This window comes from Microbacterium sp. UCD-TDU (genome assembly GCF_000340625.1).
Taxonomy (GTDB): Bacteria; Actinomycetota; Actinomycetes; order Actinomycetales; family Microbacteriaceae; genus Microbacterium; species Microbacterium maritypicum.
The window spans coordinates 384,558-400,453 of the sequence record NZ_AOSO01000005.1 but is presented as its reverse complement, the minus strand read 5'-3'; the positions used below and the strand labels follow the sequence as shown (position 1 = coordinate 400,453).

The following is a 15,896-nucleotide window of genomic DNA, read 5'->3' as shown; positions in this document are numbered from 1 at the left end:
CGCACAGCACCACCCGAACACACAGCACCACCCGAACACGAGAGGCAGGAATCACATGAACAAGCGAGTATCCGGCACCGCGGCACTCATCGCCGTGGCAGCCCTCGCCCTCGCCGGCTGCGCCGGTGGAGACGGCGGATCCGGCGGAGGCGAAGGCGCCCCGATCGTGGTCGGGTCCATCAACACGATCAGTGGACCGGCGACGTTCCCCGAGGCCTCGCAGGCCGCGGCAGCCGTCTTCGACGCCTTCAACGACGCCGGCGGACTCGACGGGCGCAAGATCGACTACAAGACCCTCGACGACAAGGGTGACCCGGCGACGGCGACGGCGTCGGCCCGGGAGCTGGTGGGCAGCGACGGCGCCGTGGCCCTGGTCGGCTCCGCGAGTCTGATCGAGTGCGAGATCAACGCCAAGTACTACGAGCAGGAGAGCATCCTCTCGATGCCCGGAATCGGCGTGGACACGGGGTGCTTCGACAGCGAGAACATCTCGCCCGCCAATGTCGGCCCCTTCAACGACATGACCCTCACACTGCAGTACGGGTCGGAGGTGCTCGGGCTCGACGACATCTGCATCCTGCTCGAGATCGCCGGCTCCACCCGTCCGACCTACCAGGCCGCGATCGACAAGTGGTCCGAGATCACCGGCAAGGAGCCGAAGTACGTCGACGACACGGTCCCGTACGGCGCATCCGACTACACCCCCTACATCGTCAAGGCGCGCGAGGCCGGCTGCAAGGCCCTCGCGATCAACCCGGTCGAGCCCGACGCGATCGGACAGGTCAAAGCCGCCAACGCACAGGGCTGGGACGACGTGACCTGGCTGTACCTGACGAGCGTCTACAGCGAGAACTTCGCCGAGGCGATCGATGACGCGGGCGCCGGTATCTACGTGCCCGCCGAGTTCTACCCGTTCACCGACGACAGCGAGATCAACGCCGACTGGCGCACGCTGATGGAGGACAACGACATCCCGCTCACCTCGTTCAGCCAGGGCGGCTACCTCGCGGCGACCTACTTCATCGAGGTGCTGAAGGGCATCGACGGCGACATCACCCGCGAGAGCGTGTCGGCGGCGCTGAAGAGCATGGAGCCCATCGAGAACCCGATGGTCGGCACGCCCTACGCGTTCGGCACGCAGAACACCGCGGGCTGGCCGATCATCCTCAAGTCCGGCACCCACGCCTGGGAGCAGGTCGCCGACGACTGGCTCCGCATCGGCGAGTAACCCCACAGACCGCCTGCCGCCGGGCGCATTACCGGCGGCAGGCCCTTCCCCCTCCCCCACGGAACAGAAAGGACGCCCCATGCTGCAAGGCGCCATCGCCGGACTCGCCGCCGGCGGCCTCTACGCGGTTCTCGGCGTGTGCCTGACGCTCATGTCGCGTCTGGTGCGGGTCGTGAACTTCGCCCAGGCTGCGACCGGCATGTTCGGCGGCTTCACGGCCGTCTGGTTGGTGCGCGAGCTCGGACTGCCCATCTGGGCCGGCTCCGTGCTCGGTGTGCTCGTGGCAGGCCTCCTCGCCGCGGCGATCGGTTTCATCGCGGCGACATGGTTGTCCGAGGCATCGACGACCACCCGCTCGGCGATGACGGTCGGACCGCTCCTGCTGCTGATCTCGATGTCGTTCATCCTGTTCGGCAACAAGCCGCAGCCGTTCGCTCCGATCATCGCCGGTCCCGCGTTCTCGATCGGCGGCGTCGTGGTCAGCCAGGTCACCGTCGCGACGGTCGCTATGGCGATCGTGACCGCGGTCGCCGTCCGGATCGTCCTGCGGCGCACCAGGGTGGGAACGCAGCTGCGCGCCCTCTCCGAGCGTCCGACGACGGCGGAACTGCTCGGCATCCGCTCCCGACCGCTCTCGATCGCGGTGTGGTTCGTCACGGGGGTGATCAGCGCGATCGCGATCATCATCGTGGCGCCGTCGCAGTCCAACGACGCCACCAGCCTGTCGATGCTCATCGTCCCCGCCGCGGCAGCCGCGCTGCTCGGCGGCTTCCGCCGCCTCGACCTGGCTGTCGTCGGCGGACTCGTCCTGGGGGTGCTGGGCGGACTCGTCGCCCAGATCGACGAGGTGGCGCTGGTGCGCAACTTCCTCCCGTTCCTGTTCATCGTCGTCCTCCTGTTGTGGACGCAGCGCAAGGAGGTGTGGGATGCCGCTCGCTGACCGCTCGTGGTTCCGCGTCACATGGCCGTTCGCCGTCGCCCTCGCCGGCATCGGGGTCGGCGCGATCCTCAGCTCGGCCCTGCCGGGATACTTCGTCTTCCTCGCGATCAGCGCGGTCACCGCCGCGATCGCGATCCTCGGGTTGGGCATCGTGACCGGCTCCGCGGGAATGATCGCGCTGTGCCAGCTCACCTTCGCCGCCGTCGGCGCGTGGATCGTGTCGCTGCTGAACGTGATGCAGGCGCCGGGCGGGTTCATCGTGTGGCTTGTGCTGGGCGGCATCGCCGCCGGTCTCGTCGGCATCCTCGTCGGGCTTCCCGCTCTGCGCCTGCGCGGTGTGAACCTCGCGGTCGTGACCCTCGGATTCGCCGCGGCCGCCGATGTCACCCTGGTGCAGATCCAGTTCCCCGGCTCCTCCGAGGGCACCGCCATCGAGCGGCCAGCGATGTTCTCGAACGACCGGCAGTTCTTCTTCCTCTCCATCGTGGTGCTGGCGGTCTGCGCACTCGGGGTGTTCTTCCTGCAGCGCGGCCGCTGGGGGTCGAGCTGGAAGGCCGTCGCGTTCTCCGAGCGCGGAACGGCCGCTGCGGGCCAGAGCGTGCAGACGGCCAAGCTGACCGCCTTCGCGGTGTCGGCGGCCCTCGGCGGCATCTCCGGCGGGCTGCTCGCCGGACAGGTGCAGCTGCCGTTCGCATCGAGTTTCACGCCTCTGCAGTCCCTCGCCCTCTACGTGCTGGCCATCATGTCGGGAGCCCACCTGATCGACATGGCGATCTTCGGCGGCCTGCTGTGGGTGCTGGTGCCCGAACTCCTCAAGCGCTGGGGCATCCCGCAGGACTGGGGCTTCGTCGTCTTCGGAGTGCTCGGCGTGCAGGCTCTCACCAGCGGTACCAACCTGGGTCAGGGCATCCGCAACCTGCTCTACCGCCGCGCGGACCGGCGAACAGCGAACGCGCAGCTCACCGCCCTGCCGCCCGATGCCGGCGCAGACGAGGCCGCCATCACCACGACCACCACCGCGACGGTCGACGAGGCTGCTCTGAGCGGCGCGCCCGTGCTCACCGTGGAAGGGCTCACGGTGCAGTTCGGCGCTCTGAAGGCACTGGACGACGTCTCGTTCCACGTGCCGGCCGCATCGATCATGGGCTTGATCGGACCCAACGGAGCCGGCAAGTCGACCTTCGTCGATGCGATCAGCGGGTTCCTGCCGAAGCACGGCGGGCGCGTGCTGCTGGGCGACCGTGATCTGGCGGGGCTCTCCCCCACCCGGCGCGCACGACGGGGTCTGCGGCGCACCTTCCAGCAGGACAGGGTTCCGCCCGCTCTCACGGTCGGCGCCTACGTGCGCTTCGTAGCCCGGCGCCGCCTGGCGACCTCCGACATCGATGAGGTGCTCACGTTCTTCGGATGCCCGTCCTCGCGCGCGCGCCTCTCCAGCGTCGATGTGGGTACGCGTCGACTGGTGGAGGTCGCCGCGAACGTGGCCGCCCGTCCGCGTCTGCTCATCCTCGACGAACCCGCCGCCGGCCTCTCGCACGAGGAGCACCTGGCGCTCGCGGCGCGGCTGCGCGACCTGCCGGCACGCTACGGCGTCGCCCTGATCATCATCGAGCACGACCTCGATCTCGTCCGTTCCGTATGCCCCACCCTGACCGTGCTCGACTTCGGTCGAGTGCTGGCGAGCGGACCGCAGGCCGAGGTCCTCGCGAACCCCGACGTCGTGAAGGCGTACATGGGAGAGACGGAGCTTCTGACATGAGCGAACTCGTACTGGACGCCGTGACGGTGAGCCGCGGCGCCGGACCCGTGATCTCCGACGTCTCGCTGCGGGTCGCCGGAGGAGAGGTGCTGGCGCTGGTCGGTCCCAACGGCGCGGGCAAGACGAGTCTGATCGAGTCGGTGTCGGGGGTGACGCCCCACTCCGCCGGCACGATCATCCTGGATGGAGATCCGATCGACAAGCTCTCGCGCGTGGCGCGGGCGCGCCGCGGCATCGTGCACATCGAGCAGGGGCGAGCGGTGTTCCCCTCGCTGACGGTGCGCGAGAACATCTCACTCACCGCACGCACCCCGTCGGAGTTCGACGCGGTGCTGGCGCAGTTCCCCGAGCTCGAGAAGCGCATCGACGCACCCACCGCCCTGCTGTCGGGCGGGGAGCAGCAGATGGTCGTGCTCGCCCGCGCCTTCGCCGCGAAACCCCGCATCCTGCTCATCGACGAGATGTCGCTCGGGCTCGCCCCCGTGGTGTTCCTGCGGCTGATGCCGATCGTGCAGTCGATCGCCGAGTCCGGTGTCGGCGTACTGTTGGTCGAGCAGTTCACCCAGCTCGCCCTCGGACTGGCCGAGGAAGCGGTGGTCGTCGCCGGAGGGCGCGTCTCCTTCCAGGGGACGGCGAAGGCGCTGCAGGCCGACCCCGAGCTGCTGCACCGCGCCTACCTCGGCGGCTGAGCGCCGCGTCCTCTCCCTGAGCGTTCGTGGGGTTAGCCTGAAGGGGTGACCGAGATCATCCACGCCCGCGCCGCCCTCCTCGACATGGACGGCACCCTCGTCGACTCGACGTCGGTCGTCGAACGGCTCTGGCTCGCGTGGGCGGAGCCGCACGGGATCGCACCGGAGACGGTGCTGAGCGTGGTGCACGGCCGCCAGGGGCACCAGAGCATGGCGATCATGCTGCCCGAACGCGACCACGCGATCAACCTGCGCGAGAACGACGTCATGCTCGCGAACGAGGCGGAAGACGTGGACGGCGTCATCATGATCCCCGGAGCGGACGCTCTGCTGCGCACCCTCGAGCCGTTCCCGCATGCCATCGTCACCTCGGCGAACGTCGCCCTCATGACGGCACGGATGCGCCAGGCCGGGCTCGCCGTCCCCACCCTCGCGGTCACCGCGGAGAACGTCTCCGCATCCAAGCCCGACCCGGAAGGCTTCCTCCGGGGCGCAGAGCTGCTGGGAGTCGCCCCCGCCGACTGCGTCGTGTTCGAGGACTCCGGGGCCGGCATCCGCGCGGGGCTCGCGGCCGGGATGCGCGTGATCGGGGTCGGACCGCACGCCACGGCGCACGAGCCCACCTTCCTCGTCGATGATCTGACGCAGGTGAAGATCGACGCCGATGGCGACGGATTCACGCTCACGATCGGCTGAGACCCCCGCGCGTGAGCGGCGCCGACGACTACATCCCCGCGTGATCGAACGCGATCGTGGGCACATCGACCACGTGAGAGCCGCCGTCCGCCACGATGACGGCGCCCGTGATGTAGGACGACTCCCCTGAGCCGAGGAAGCGCACCACCGAGGCGATCTCGGACGGGCGGGCCGGGCGCCGCAGCGGCACGTCGGCGGTCACCGCGGCGTACGCCTCCTCGCGCGATCCGAGACCCGCGTGCGAGGCGAACTCGTCCATCTCGTCGTCGGCCATGGGTGTCTGCACCCAGCCGGGACAGATCGCATTGACCCGGACGCCGTGCCGACCGTAGTCGCGCGCGAGAGTGCGGGTCAGGCCGATCAGGGCGTGCTTGCCCACCGTGTAGCCGGCCACCGATGGACCGGCGAAGAGCCCGGCCAGCGAGGAGACGATCACGATCTGCCCCTTCGCCTCGATCAGGGCGGGAAGGGCCTCCCTCGCCATCGTGAACGCGGTGGTGAGGTTCGCGCGGATCGCGGCCTCCCAGCTCGCATCGTCGGTGTCACCGACCGGTGAGAACCCGTGGCCCCCGGCGTTCGCGACCAGCACGTCGATGCGCCCGAACCGGGCCAGCACCTCGGCGACCGCCGCGTTCGCCGAGGCGGTGTCCGCTGCATCCGCGATGACGGGCACCGCGCCGACCGCCCGCTCGACCTCCTGCAGGGGCGCCGCCCTCCTGCCGACGACCACGACGTGCGCCCCCTCCGCCGCGTAGCGCTCGGCGATCGCGGCGCCGATGCCGGTGCCCCCTCCGGTGATGACGACGACGCGCCCCGAGACGCTCGATCCGACCACGAGTCCCATGTCTTCTCCTGTGTTCTCTCCGACGCGCGTGTGCGCGTGGTCTTCGCTGACGCGGTCGCGTCAGGCGGGGAATCCCGACCGGGCTGTGTACCCGAAGTCGCTGATCAGGGTCGTGCCGTTCACGGCTCGGGAATGCGGTGAGAGCAGGTAGGCCACGTGCGCGGCCACCTCGTGCGCCGTCTGCACGGGGAACGCCGGCTCGTCGAGGGCGGCCTCGCCCAGGTCGCCGCGACTCATCGGCGTGTCGACGATCGACGGAGCGACCGAGTTCACACGGATCCCGGCGCCTGCGAGATCGACCGACAGCGCACGTCCGAACTGCACGAGCGCCGCCTTCGACGCGCAGTACGGCGCCATCCCGGGAGAGGCGACGGAGGCCGAATCGCTGGCGAGCAGGACGACGGAGGCGTCGACAGCGAGGCGCAGAGCGGGGAGCGCGTGCTTGAGCACCAGGAACGGTCCCGTCACGTTGACCGCGAGCACGGCGTTCCAGTCGGCGAGGTCGGTGTCCTCGATCGGTGAACCGACCGGACCGGACACCCCCGCGCAGCACACGACGTGATCCAGTCCACCAAGGGCAGCGACCGCGGCGGACACGGCTGCGCGCACCTGCTCCTCATCGGTGACGTCGGCGACGACGCGAACCGTCTCCTGCGCCGACCCGGCCGATGCCCGCACCACGTCGGCGGTGGCGTCCAGGGCGGCACGGTCACGATCGAGCAGCGCCACGCGGGCGCCCTCCTGCGCCAGGAGGCAGGCTGTGGCGCGGCCGATGCCGCTCCCGGCGCCCGTGATCAGGACCGTCCTGGCGTGCAGCTGCAGATCCATCTCGTCCTTCGCAGGCCGTCGCTGCACCGGCGGTGCGGCAGGAGGACGGCGGTGTCATCACGGCCATCCTGCTCCCCCGCCGGTGCGGTGTCGAAAGCACCGGAGCGGGCTGTGCACGCTGACACCATCGTCTTTCCCTCACGGTCAAGCGCACCGCCGACAGCACGAGCAGACTCGCTCTATCGACGATCCCCCTCGTCGTCGATGCCGTGTCCGCACGGCCGTCACCCAGCAAAGGAGCCGACGTGGCAGACCCGACATCCGCGTCCACGACGCACACGCACACCTCTCTCCGACCCGGCGCCCTCGGCGTCGCCGGGATCGTCTTCCTCGTCCTCGCCGCTGTCGCCCCGCTGACCGGCATCGTGGTCGTGGCGTCGCTCGCGATCGCGCTGGGCAATGGCGGCGGCACGCCCGTGTCGTTCTTCCTGGTGGCGGCGATCCTGCTGCTGTTCGCGATCGGCTACGCCCAGATGTCGAAGCAGCTCGTGAACGCGGGAGGCTTCTACGCCTTCGTCGTGAAGGGACTCGGTCGCACCGGCGGGCTGATCGCGGGTCTGATCGCGACGCTCGGCTACAACTTCTTCGTCGTCGGCACGATCGGAACCAGCGGGTTCTTCATGCAGACGATCATCCGCGATCTCACCGGCCTCGACGTGCACTGGCTCGTGTGGGGTCTGCTCTCCATCGTCGTGTGCTTCGTGCTGGCCAGGGTCGGCGTCGACTTCAGCTCGAAGATCCTCGGGGTCTGCCTCGTGCTCGAGGTGCTGATGCTCGTGGTGTTCGACATCTCGGTCCTCGTGCAGACCGGCTACGACGTCTCGGCGTTCAGCCCCGAGGCCGTGTTCTCCGGATCGCTGCCGATCGGCCTGCTGCTGGCGGCGACCGGATTCCTCGGCTTCGAGGCGACGGCGCTGTTCAGCGAGGAGGCCAAGCAGCCACTGCGCACGATCCCCCGGGCGACCTACACCTCGATCATCGCGATCGGCGTCATCCTGGGCGTCACCACGTGGGCGGTGGTGAGCGCGACCGGTGTGGCGCAGGCCCAGGCCACGGCGCTGGAGCACCTGCCCACCGGCGACCTGATCTTCTCCATCTCGCAGCAGTACCTGGGTGGCCCGCTCACGACCGTGATGATGATCCTGCTGCTGGTGAGCCTGTTCGCCGCCATGCTCGCGTTCCACAACTCGGCCACCCGGTATCTGTACTCGCTGGGACGGGCGAAGATCCTCCCGCAGGCTCTGGCGCGCACCCGCCCCAACGGCGCCCCGCAGCTGGCGGGGATCGTGCAGGCCGGGTTCGCCGCCGTCGTGTCGATCATCTTCGCTCTCGCCGGCGCGGACCCGATCCTCACGCTCGTCCCCGCCATGCTGGGATTCGGCACCCTGAGCGTGCTCATCCTGCAGGGTCTGGCCGCGATCTCGATCGTGGTGTACTTCCGTCGGCGCCAGGACCCGCGGTGGTGGAGCACGTTCATCGCCCCCGGCATCGGCTTCCTCGGCATCGCCGCGATCTCGGTCCTCGCAGTGGTGAACTTCAACATCGTCGCCGGATCGGAGGAGCTCGCCATCCGTCTGATGCCCCTGCTCCTCGTCGTCGCCCTCATCGGCGGCATCGGGTACGGCGCCTACCTGAAGCGCACCAAGCCGGCCGTCTACGAGGGCCTCGCCACCGACCTGGAGAAGTTCAGCCACCGCTGAACCGGCTCCCCCACCTAAGGAGAACCCATGACCACGCTGAACCCCGCCGACACCTCGACCTGGTTGCCGCTGGAGGGGCTCGCTCCCGGCTTCGACGCCAACAAGGCCCCCCACTCCACCGCGCTGAGCGGCACCGAGGTCACGGTCGTCGACGGGCGCGGCACCCGCATCGTGCACCGATTCGCCGAGTCCACCGTCACCTGGGACTACCACCCGGGAGCGGAGGACGACACCGACGCCGCATCCGACACCGACGACTACGAGGCGTTCGAGGTCGACGAGCAGCTCTACTTCGTGCAGTTCCACCACCGCTATCTGCCGAACGAGGCCGTCTCGCTCGTGCTCGACCTGCGTCAGGGACGCGCTCTGGCTGTCCTCTCCGAGATCCTGCCGGCGCCGGAGCAGGGCCGCACCCGGGTGCAGCACCACTTCGCCCCCGGCGTGATCGAGGGCATCGAACCGCGCGGAGCCGAGGCCGCTCCCACGACCACGCTCATCGGTCGCCGCGTCGAGTGGGTCTACAGCGAGGAGCACGCCTACGAGCACGTCTACCTGTCGTCGCGGTGGTACTCGTGGCAGTGCCTCGCCGGCCCCGAGCGCGGGCTCGCCGACACCGACGAGAACAGCGTGTGGCAGATCCGCCCCGGTATCTACGTGTTCGCCTGGCGCGAGAAGGTCATCCCCTGCGCGTCGGTGACCATCGCCGACCACCGCGACGTGAACGCCATCCGCTCGCACGGGGTGCTGTTCGGCCTCGACGAGAGCGGAGAGGTGCCGACGCACTTCACGTTCGGCGCCCACGGACGCCTGCTCTCCACGACGCTGCATGCGCCGGAGCTGGAGCCTGCGAGCTTCGGAGGCGTGTGAGATGACCGACGTCGCCGACCTCATCGTCACCGGTTCCGTGATCCGCACGGCCGACCGTGCGAACCCCGTGGTCGAGGCCTTCGCCGTGCGCGACGGCCGGATCCTCGCCGTCGGGGCGCGCTCCGACCTGGAGGGTCTCCGCGGGCGCAGGACCCGCCTGCTCGAGGTCGGCGACGCGGCCGTGTATCCCGGCTTCGTCGACGTGCACAACCACCACGCCCTCGCCGGGCGCACAGACCTGTTCGAGCTGTCGCTCGCTCCGTCGTCGACGCTCGACCAGGTGCTCGACCGGGTGCGGGAGAAGGCCGCCGATCTGCCGGAGGACGCCTGGATCGTCGGCGGCGCTGTCGCGACGACGTTGCTGCCGGCCCTCGCGAACACCGCCAGTCGCCGTCGTCTGGACGAGGCGAGCGGAGGGCGTCCTGTGATGTTGATGGAGGACTCGCGTCACAACCGCTGGGTGAACAGCCGAGCGCTCGAGCTCGCGGGGATCACGGCGCAGAGCATTCCCGACGCGGGTGTGACGCTGCTCGACCCCGACGACGGCACGCCCTCCGGCGTGCTGCTGGAGGCCGCGGGGATCCCCGTGCAGGAGGCGTACGACCGTACGGGCGGCCTCACGTCGCAGCAGCACGCGGCGGCCTCACGGCGCGGCGTCGAGATCCTCAACTCCTACGGCGTCACGACGTTCCAGGATGCGGGTGTCTCGGTGGACATCCTCCGCGCGCTCGCCGATCTCGACGGCGCCGACGAGCTGCACGCCTGGGTCGTGTCGTCCCTGCTGATCAACGACGAGATCTTCGGCTTCGACCCGATCGGCGCTGCTCTCCTCGACCGCGGAGAGGAGTTCCGCTCCCGGCATCATCGTCCCGACTTCGTGAAGATCTTCCTCGACGGCGTTCCGCCGGCGCACACGGCCGCATTCCTCGACCCCTATCCGGCCGACGCAGCCCACGGTGCGCACTTCCACGGCGAGACGACCATGAGCCTGGACGAGCTCACCGGGTGGCTGCGCGCCGTCGCCGAGCGGGGACTCGGGGCCAAGGTGCACTGCACGGGAGACGGCTCGGCCCGCCTGGTTCTCGATGCCGCGCAGCGGCTGCGCTCGGAGGGCTTCACCACGCCCGTGCAGATCGCGCACGGCCAGTTCCTCGCCGACTCCGACATCCCTCGTCTGGCGGCGCTGAACGTCTCCGCCGACATCTCCCCGTTCATCTGGTACCCGGGAGTGATCCCGCAGGCCCTCGCCGACGTGCTCGGCGATCGGGCCGAGCACTCTCAGCCCAACCGCGCGCTGCTCGACGCCGGAGCGCTGGTCGCCGGCGGCAGCGACTGGCCGGTGAGCGAGTCCCCGAACACCCTGGAGGGACTGCAGGGCCTGGTGACCAGAGCCGATCCTCTCGGCCGCGCTCCGGGAACGCTCTGGCCGGAACAGGCCATCACGGCCGAGGAGGCGCTGGAGGTCTTCACGATCAACGCGGCGACCGCGATGGGCCTCGGCGCCGAGACCGGCTCCCTCACCCCCGGGAAGTCGGCCGACTTCGTCGTGCTCGCGCGTGATGCGATCGCCGGGCCCGCCGATGAGATCGTGCGCACCCCGGTCGTGTCGACGTGGTTCGCCGGCCGCCGTGTGCACGGAGACTGATCGGGGATGCGGCGCGCCGATACGATGAGGCGATGCGACGCTTCCCCTCGTCCGTGTACTCCGTCGGAGAAGAGCCGGATCCGCGATTCTCGCTCGCCAACGAGCGGACGTTCCTGGCCTGGACCCGAACCGCGCTCGCACTGATCGCCGGCGGCGTGGCTCTCGAGGTGCTCGGTCTGGATCTGCATCCGGGCTTCCGTCTTGCGGCCTCACTACTGCTGATGGTCACCGGGACCGTGGTCGCACCCCTCGCCTGGTGGGAGTGGATGCGCGCGGAACGGGCGCTGCGGCAGTCGCGGCCGCTGCCCGGAGCCCTGTCCGCGATCCTCCTCGCCGTCGTGGTCGTGACGGTCGGGCTGCTGGTCCTGGCCGGCGTCCTGTGGCGCTGAACGCGACGGGATCATGATGCGCCGCACCGCGTCACCACACCGGTTGTACGACCCCGGCCTGCAGCCGGAGCGGACCGAGCTGGCGTGGCGGCGCACCGCGCTCGCGATCGCGATCGGTTCGCTGCTCTCGCTGCGGGTCTTCCCCCTCGTGATGCCTCCCGCCTTCGCGGCCTGGGGCTTCGCTCCGGGGGTCGTCGGCGTCGGCACCGCCTGTGTGCTCTGGGTCGCGGCACGAAGACGACAGCGCCGCGCGACCGCGGTGCTCACCCGGAGCGCGGCGGGCGCGCTTCCCGGCGGTGCCCTCCTGCTCCTGCTCAGCGTGTTCGCGACGGGCTTCGGGGCGATTGCGGTGATCTTCGTCGCCGTGGCGCTCCCGCTGATGTGACCGAACCCGGCACGGTCACCTCGGCAGACCGACCAGGATGAGGTCGATCGGCGCAGACGGCAGCTCTCGGCGTCGGGCCGCATCCGGAGCAGCGGGCCCTCGTCGTCGAGCAGGGGCACCGCGTGGCGCCATGCCTCGGCGTGTCGGCGTTGTGCCGGACCTTCAGTCCTCGAGGAGGAATCGGGCGCCGCGCTCGCCGATCAACGCGGCCGGTGCGTTCGTGTTGCCGGTGGGCACGGTCGGGATGACCGAGGCGTCCATGACGTGCAGACCCTCCACCCCGTGCACGCGCAGGCGGGCATCGACCACGGCGTCGGCGTCGGACCCCATCCGACAGGTGCCGACCTGATGGTGGTAGGTGATGGCCGTGCGACGCACCCAGTCCTCGACCTGATCGTCGGCGACCTCGGGACCGGGGTACACCTCGATCGCCCCCCACTCCTCGCTCAGCGCAGGACGCGCGCCGATGCGACGGCACTGACGCACGGAGGCGGCCAGCGCGGCCACGTCGCGATCGTCCTGGAGCGCGGCGAGGTCGATCAGTGGCGGGTCGGCCAGACCAGGGCCGGACAGCGTCAGACGCCCCCGGCTGTGCGGCGTCACCAGGCCAGCCATCAGCGTGAACCCGTCGTCACCACGAGGGTCGAGCTCGCCCCACATGGGAACGGAGAAGTGGATCGGCTGGGTGTCGGGCTCTGCCAGCTCGTCACGGCTTCGCCAGAAGAGATGCGTCTGAGTGACGGACACTCCCGGCTGCGGGGGCCCGACGGGACGGCGGGTGGTGAAGATCACGGGCGAGAGGAGGTGATCGTGGAGGTTGGCGCCGACACCGGGTGCATCGTGCACGACCGGGATCCCGAGCGCGGCGAGGTCCGCCGCGGGGCCGATCCCGGAGCGCAGCAGGATCACAGGGGAACCGATCGCCCCCGCGGAGAGGATCACGTCGTCGGCGAACACCTCCTCCGCACCCTCGCCCTCCCCCAGGCGCACGCCGACCGCTCGGCCGTCGCGCACGATCACCGAATGCACCTCGACGCCGGTGCGGATCGTCATGCGCTCGGCCACCGGCTGTGCGTACGCGGTCCAGGTGTTGACACGACGCCCGTCCCGCATCGTGACCTGCTCCTGCGAGACGCCGTCGAGCACTCCCCCGTTGTAGTCGGGGTTGTGCGGCAGGCCCTCCTGCACCGCGGCGTCGATGATCGACGCCTGGATCGGCGAGAGGGGGTAGTCGTCGGTCACGGGCAGCAGATCGTTCTCGATCGCCTGATACACCGGCTCCACCTCGGACCAGCCCCACCCCGTGGCCCCCGCGCGTTCCCACGCGTCGTAGTCGGAGGCGGCGCCGCGCACCCAGATCATGGCGTTGAGGGCATGCGATCCGCCCGTCACCTTCCCTCGAGGGAGGTGCAGGCGACGACCGCCCGCGTGCTCCTGCGGGACGGTGAAGAAGTCCCAGTCCTCGGCGGAGTGCCACAGCTCCCCCGCACGGGACGGATCGTGGATGGCGGGGTTCGTGTCGTAGCCGCCGGCCTCGATGAGGGTGACATCGACCCCCGCGTCGCTCAGGCGTCGTGCGATGATCGCGCCCGAGGTCCCTGCACCGACGACGATGACGGAGCGCATCGGTCAGGCCTTCCTGGCGGGGCCGGAGACGACCTGGGTGACGGCCACGGACTTGAGCCCCTCGACGCCGAACTCCAGGCCGTAGCCCGAGCTCTTGACACCGCCGAACGGCACCATCGGGTGCAGCCCGCCGTGGGAGTTGATCCACACCGTTCCGGACTGCATCCGCGACGCCGCATCGCGCGCCGCCTCGGGATCGCTCGCCCACACGGACGCTCCGAGCCCCACATCGACCGCGTTCGCCCAGGTGAACGCCTCATCCACGTCGGTGTAGCGGATCACGGGAAGCGCCGGGCCGAACTGCTCCTCCTGCACCAGTGCCGCATCGTTGTCGATGTCGGCGACGATGGTGGGCCGGTAGAAGAGTTCGCCGAGCTCGGGCGCCGCCTCGCCACCGGTGACGATGCGCGCGCCGCGGCTCTTGGCATCGTCGACCAGGCGGCTGACGATGTCGAACTGCGGACGGTTCTGCAGCGGTCCGAGCACATTGCCCTCATCGAGGCCGTTGCCCATCGGCACGGAGCCGGCGATCGCCGCCAGCGCGTCGACGACATCGTCGTAGACGGAGTCGTGCACGTAGAGACGCTTCATCGCCGCGCAGGTCTGACCCGTGTTGATGAACGCGCCCCAGAACAGGTCCTCCGCGATGGCGGCGGCGTCCGTGCCCGGCAGCACGATTCCCGCATCGTTGCCGCCGAGCTCGAGGGTGAGACGGGCCAGGTTGCCGGCGGAGCTCTCGATGATGCGGCGGCCGGTGGCGGTCGATCCGGTGAACATGATCTTGTCGATGTCGGGGTGCGACGACAGTCGAGCCCCCACCTCGCGGTCGCCGGAGACGCCGATCAGCACGTCGTCCGGCAGCACCTCGTTCATCACGGCGATCATCGCGAGCACGCTCAACGGCGTGTACTCGCTCGGCTTGGCCACGACCGTGTTGCCCATGCGCAGCGACGGGCCGATCTGCCAGATCGTGATCATCAGCGGCCAGTTCCAGGGGCCGATCGCGCCGACGACGCCTGCGGCCTTGTAGACGAGCTCGGCGTGCATGGTGTCGTCGTCGACGAGCACCTGCGACTCGAGCACCGTGGTGGCGTTGGTGCGCAGCCACGCCGAGCAGGCGCCCAGCTCGAAGCGGGCGTTCGGACCGTTGAGCGGCTTGCCCTGTTCGCGGGAGAGCAGATGGGCGAGGCCTTCGGCGTTGGCGTCGATCGCGTCGGCCGCGGCGAGCAGCAGCGCGCTGCGCTTCTCGTGCCCGAGCGCCTCCCACCCCGGCTGCGCGGCCTTCGCCCTCGCGATCGCGTCGTCGAGGTCGTCGACCGTGGCGACGGGTGCTCTGCCGATGACCTCGCGGGTCGCGGCATCCGGGATCTCGCGGCCGGCACCCTCGGGGGCCTGGATGCGGGCGAGCAGCGCTGCGGCTGCGGAAGCTGCGGAATCGGACATCGGTGTCTCTCCTTCGAGCGTGGCGCTGGCCGGCGGCGGGGTGGACGCCGGTCGTCCTCTCATTCTCGGACGAGCACCGTCACCGCACTTGTCCCGGAGCGCGCCGCAGATGTCCGAGTGCGAAGGATGATCCGGTCGGGGCTCAGTTGCGGGGGTAGTCCTCGAAGATGAGCGTGGTCTTCGTCGAGCGGATCGACGGGATCGCCTGGATGTCCTCCAGCACGATGCGACGCAGATCGCGAGCATCGTTCGCCCGCACCAGCAGGATCACGTCGAAGTCGCCCCCGACCAGTGCCATGTGCTCGATCTCGGGTATCGAGCGCAGCCGTTCGCTCACGGCCTGCCACGTCGCCTGCTCGATCGCGAGGGTCACATACGCACTGGCGTGGTGCCCGAGGAGCACGGGATCGGTGCGCACGGAGTACCCCGTGATGACGCCGGCATCGGTCAGGCGCTTGATGCGCGCGTGGGCGCCGGCGCGGGAGATGTGCACCGCGTCCGCGATCGCCGTCATGGATGCCCGCGCGTCATGGCGCAGCTCTTCGAGGATCGCGCGATCCGTCTCGTCCAGAGCGACCATGCGACCCCTCTCCTCAGCGCAGTATTTCTGACACTTCNCGGGATCGGTGCGCACGGAGTACCCCGTGATGACGCCGGCATCGGTCAGGCGCTTGATGCGCGCGTGGGCGCCGGCGCGGGAGATGTGCACCGCGTCCGCGATCGCCGTCATGGATGCCCGCGCGTCATGGCGCAGCTCTTCGAGGATCGCGCGATCCGTCTCGTCCAGAGCGACCATGCGACCCCTCTCCTCAGCGCAGTATTTCTGACACTTCGATCAAGAATGCCTTACTCCGGCC

At 69.9% G+C, this 15,896-nt stretch carries 15 protein-coding genes; 10 read left to right on the top strand and 5 right to left on the bottom strand.

All coding sequences use genetic code 11. From position 1 onward, the window contains the following. Positions 1-55: 55 nt before the first annotated feature. The 5 genes from D514_RS21895 (at position 56) to D514_RS21875 (ending at position 5,312) form a co-directional block, all read left to right on the top strand. Positions 56-1,228, top strand: a complete 1,173-nt coding sequence (locus tag D514_RS21895) for an ABC transporter substrate-binding protein (protein WP_017828408.1) — start codon at positions 56-58, stop codon at positions 1,226-1,228. 79 nt (positions 1,229-1,307) lie between these two features. Further along, a complete protein-coding gene (locus D514_RS21890) occupies positions 1,308-2,168 on the top strand; it encodes a branched-chain amino acid ABC transporter permease (protein ID WP_017828407.1) in 861 nt (286 codons plus the stop codon). After that, complete coding sequence (locus D514_RS21885) at positions 2,155-3,927, top strand: ATP-binding cassette domain-containing protein (protein ID WP_017828406.1); 1,773 nt, start codon at positions 2,155-2,157, stop codon at positions 3,925-3,927. Before D514_RS21890 ends, D514_RS21885 begins: the two co-directional genes overlap by 14 nt. Beyond that, positions 3,924-4,616: an ABC transporter ATP-binding protein gene (locus tag D514_RS21880; RefSeq protein ID WP_017828405.1), complete on the top strand. Its 693-nt coding sequence runs from the start codon at positions 3,924-3,926 to the stop codon at positions 4,614-4,616. Before D514_RS21885 ends, D514_RS21880 begins: the two co-directional genes overlap by 4 nt. Before the next feature lie 45 nt (positions 4,617-4,661). Continuing rightward, complete coding sequence (locus D514_RS21875) at positions 4,662-5,312, top strand: HAD-IA family hydrolase (RefSeq protein ID WP_017828404.1); 651 nt, start codon at positions 4,662-4,664, stop codon at positions 5,310-5,312. Between the two features lie 28 nt (positions 5,313-5,340). On the opposite strand, the gene D514_RS21870 is transcribed toward D514_RS21875, so the two are convergent. Continuing rightward, entirely contained in the window at positions 5,341-6,156 is an 816-nt protein-coding gene (locus D514_RS21870; RefSeq protein ID WP_017828403.1) for an SDR family NAD(P)-dependent oxidoreductase, read from the bottom strand. Positions 6,157-6,216: 60 nt separating this feature from the next. Then, positions 6,217-6,984 carry an SDR family NAD(P)-dependent oxidoreductase gene (locus D514_RS21865; RefSeq protein ID WP_017828402.1) on the bottom strand — a complete coding sequence of 256 codons (768 nt, stop codon included), beginning with the start codon at positions 6,982-6,984 and terminating at the stop codon, positions 6,217-6,219. Between the two features lie 245 nt (positions 6,985-7,229). Here D514_RS21865 and D514_RS21860 point away from each other — a divergent pair, with 245 nt between their 5' ends. From D514_RS21860 to D514_RS21840, 5 genes are read left to right on the top strand one after another with little or no spacing between them, the layout of a single operon-like run. Next, positions 7,230-8,684 carry an APC family permease gene (locus tag D514_RS21860; RefSeq protein ID WP_017828401.1) on the top strand — a complete coding sequence of 485 codons (1,455 nt, stop codon included), beginning with the start codon at positions 7,230-7,232 and terminating at the stop codon, positions 8,682-8,684. A gap of 27 nt (positions 8,685-8,711) precedes the next feature. Beyond that, positions 8,712-9,551 (top strand): molybdenum cofactor biosynthesis F family protein, encoded by an 840-nt coding sequence (locus D514_RS21855; RefSeq protein ID WP_017828400.1) that lies wholly within the window; start codon positions 8,712-8,714, stop codon positions 9,549-9,551. A gap of 1 nt (position 9,552) precedes the next feature. Further along, complete coding sequence (locus D514_RS21850) at positions 9,553-11,196, top strand: amidohydrolase (RefSeq protein ID WP_017828399.1); 1,644 nt, start codon at positions 9,553-9,555, stop codon at positions 11,194-11,196. A 32-nt stretch (positions 11,197-11,228) separates the two neighbouring features. Beyond that, entirely contained in the window at positions 11,229-11,585 is a 357-nt protein-coding gene (locus tag D514_RS21845) for a YidH family protein (protein WP_017828398.1), read from the top strand. 13 nt (positions 11,586-11,598) lie between these two features. Next, positions 11,599-11,970: a DUF202 domain-containing protein gene (locus tag D514_RS21840; RefSeq protein WP_236610894.1), complete on the top strand. Its 372-nt coding sequence runs from the start codon at positions 11,599-11,601 to the stop codon at positions 11,968-11,970. A gap of 162 nt (positions 11,971-12,132) precedes the next feature. Here D514_RS21840 and D514_RS21835 read toward each other — a convergent pair whose 3' ends face one another. The 3 genes from D514_RS21835 to D514_RS21825 all read right to left on the bottom strand — a co-directional run bounded on the left by D514_RS21835 (position 12,133) and on the right by D514_RS21825 (position 15,835). Next, the gene (locus D514_RS21835; protein WP_017828396.1) at positions 12,133-13,596 is read right to left on the bottom strand and encodes a GMC family oxidoreductase; all 1,464 of its coding nucleotides are present in this window, start codon (positions 13,594-13,596) and stop codon (positions 12,133-12,135) included. Positions 13,597-13,599: 3 nt separating this feature from the next. Continuing rightward, positions 13,600-15,039: an aldehyde dehydrogenase family protein gene (locus D514_RS21830; RefSeq protein WP_017828395.1), complete on the bottom strand. Its 1,440-nt coding sequence runs from the start codon at positions 15,037-15,039 to the stop codon at positions 13,600-13,602. Positions 15,040-15,181: 142 nt separating this feature from the next. Next, entirely contained in the window at positions 15,182-15,835 is a 654-nt protein-coding gene (locus tag D514_RS21825) for a winged helix-turn-helix transcriptional regulator (RefSeq protein WP_017828394.1), read from the bottom strand. Positions 15,836-15,896: the final 61 nt, after the last annotated feature.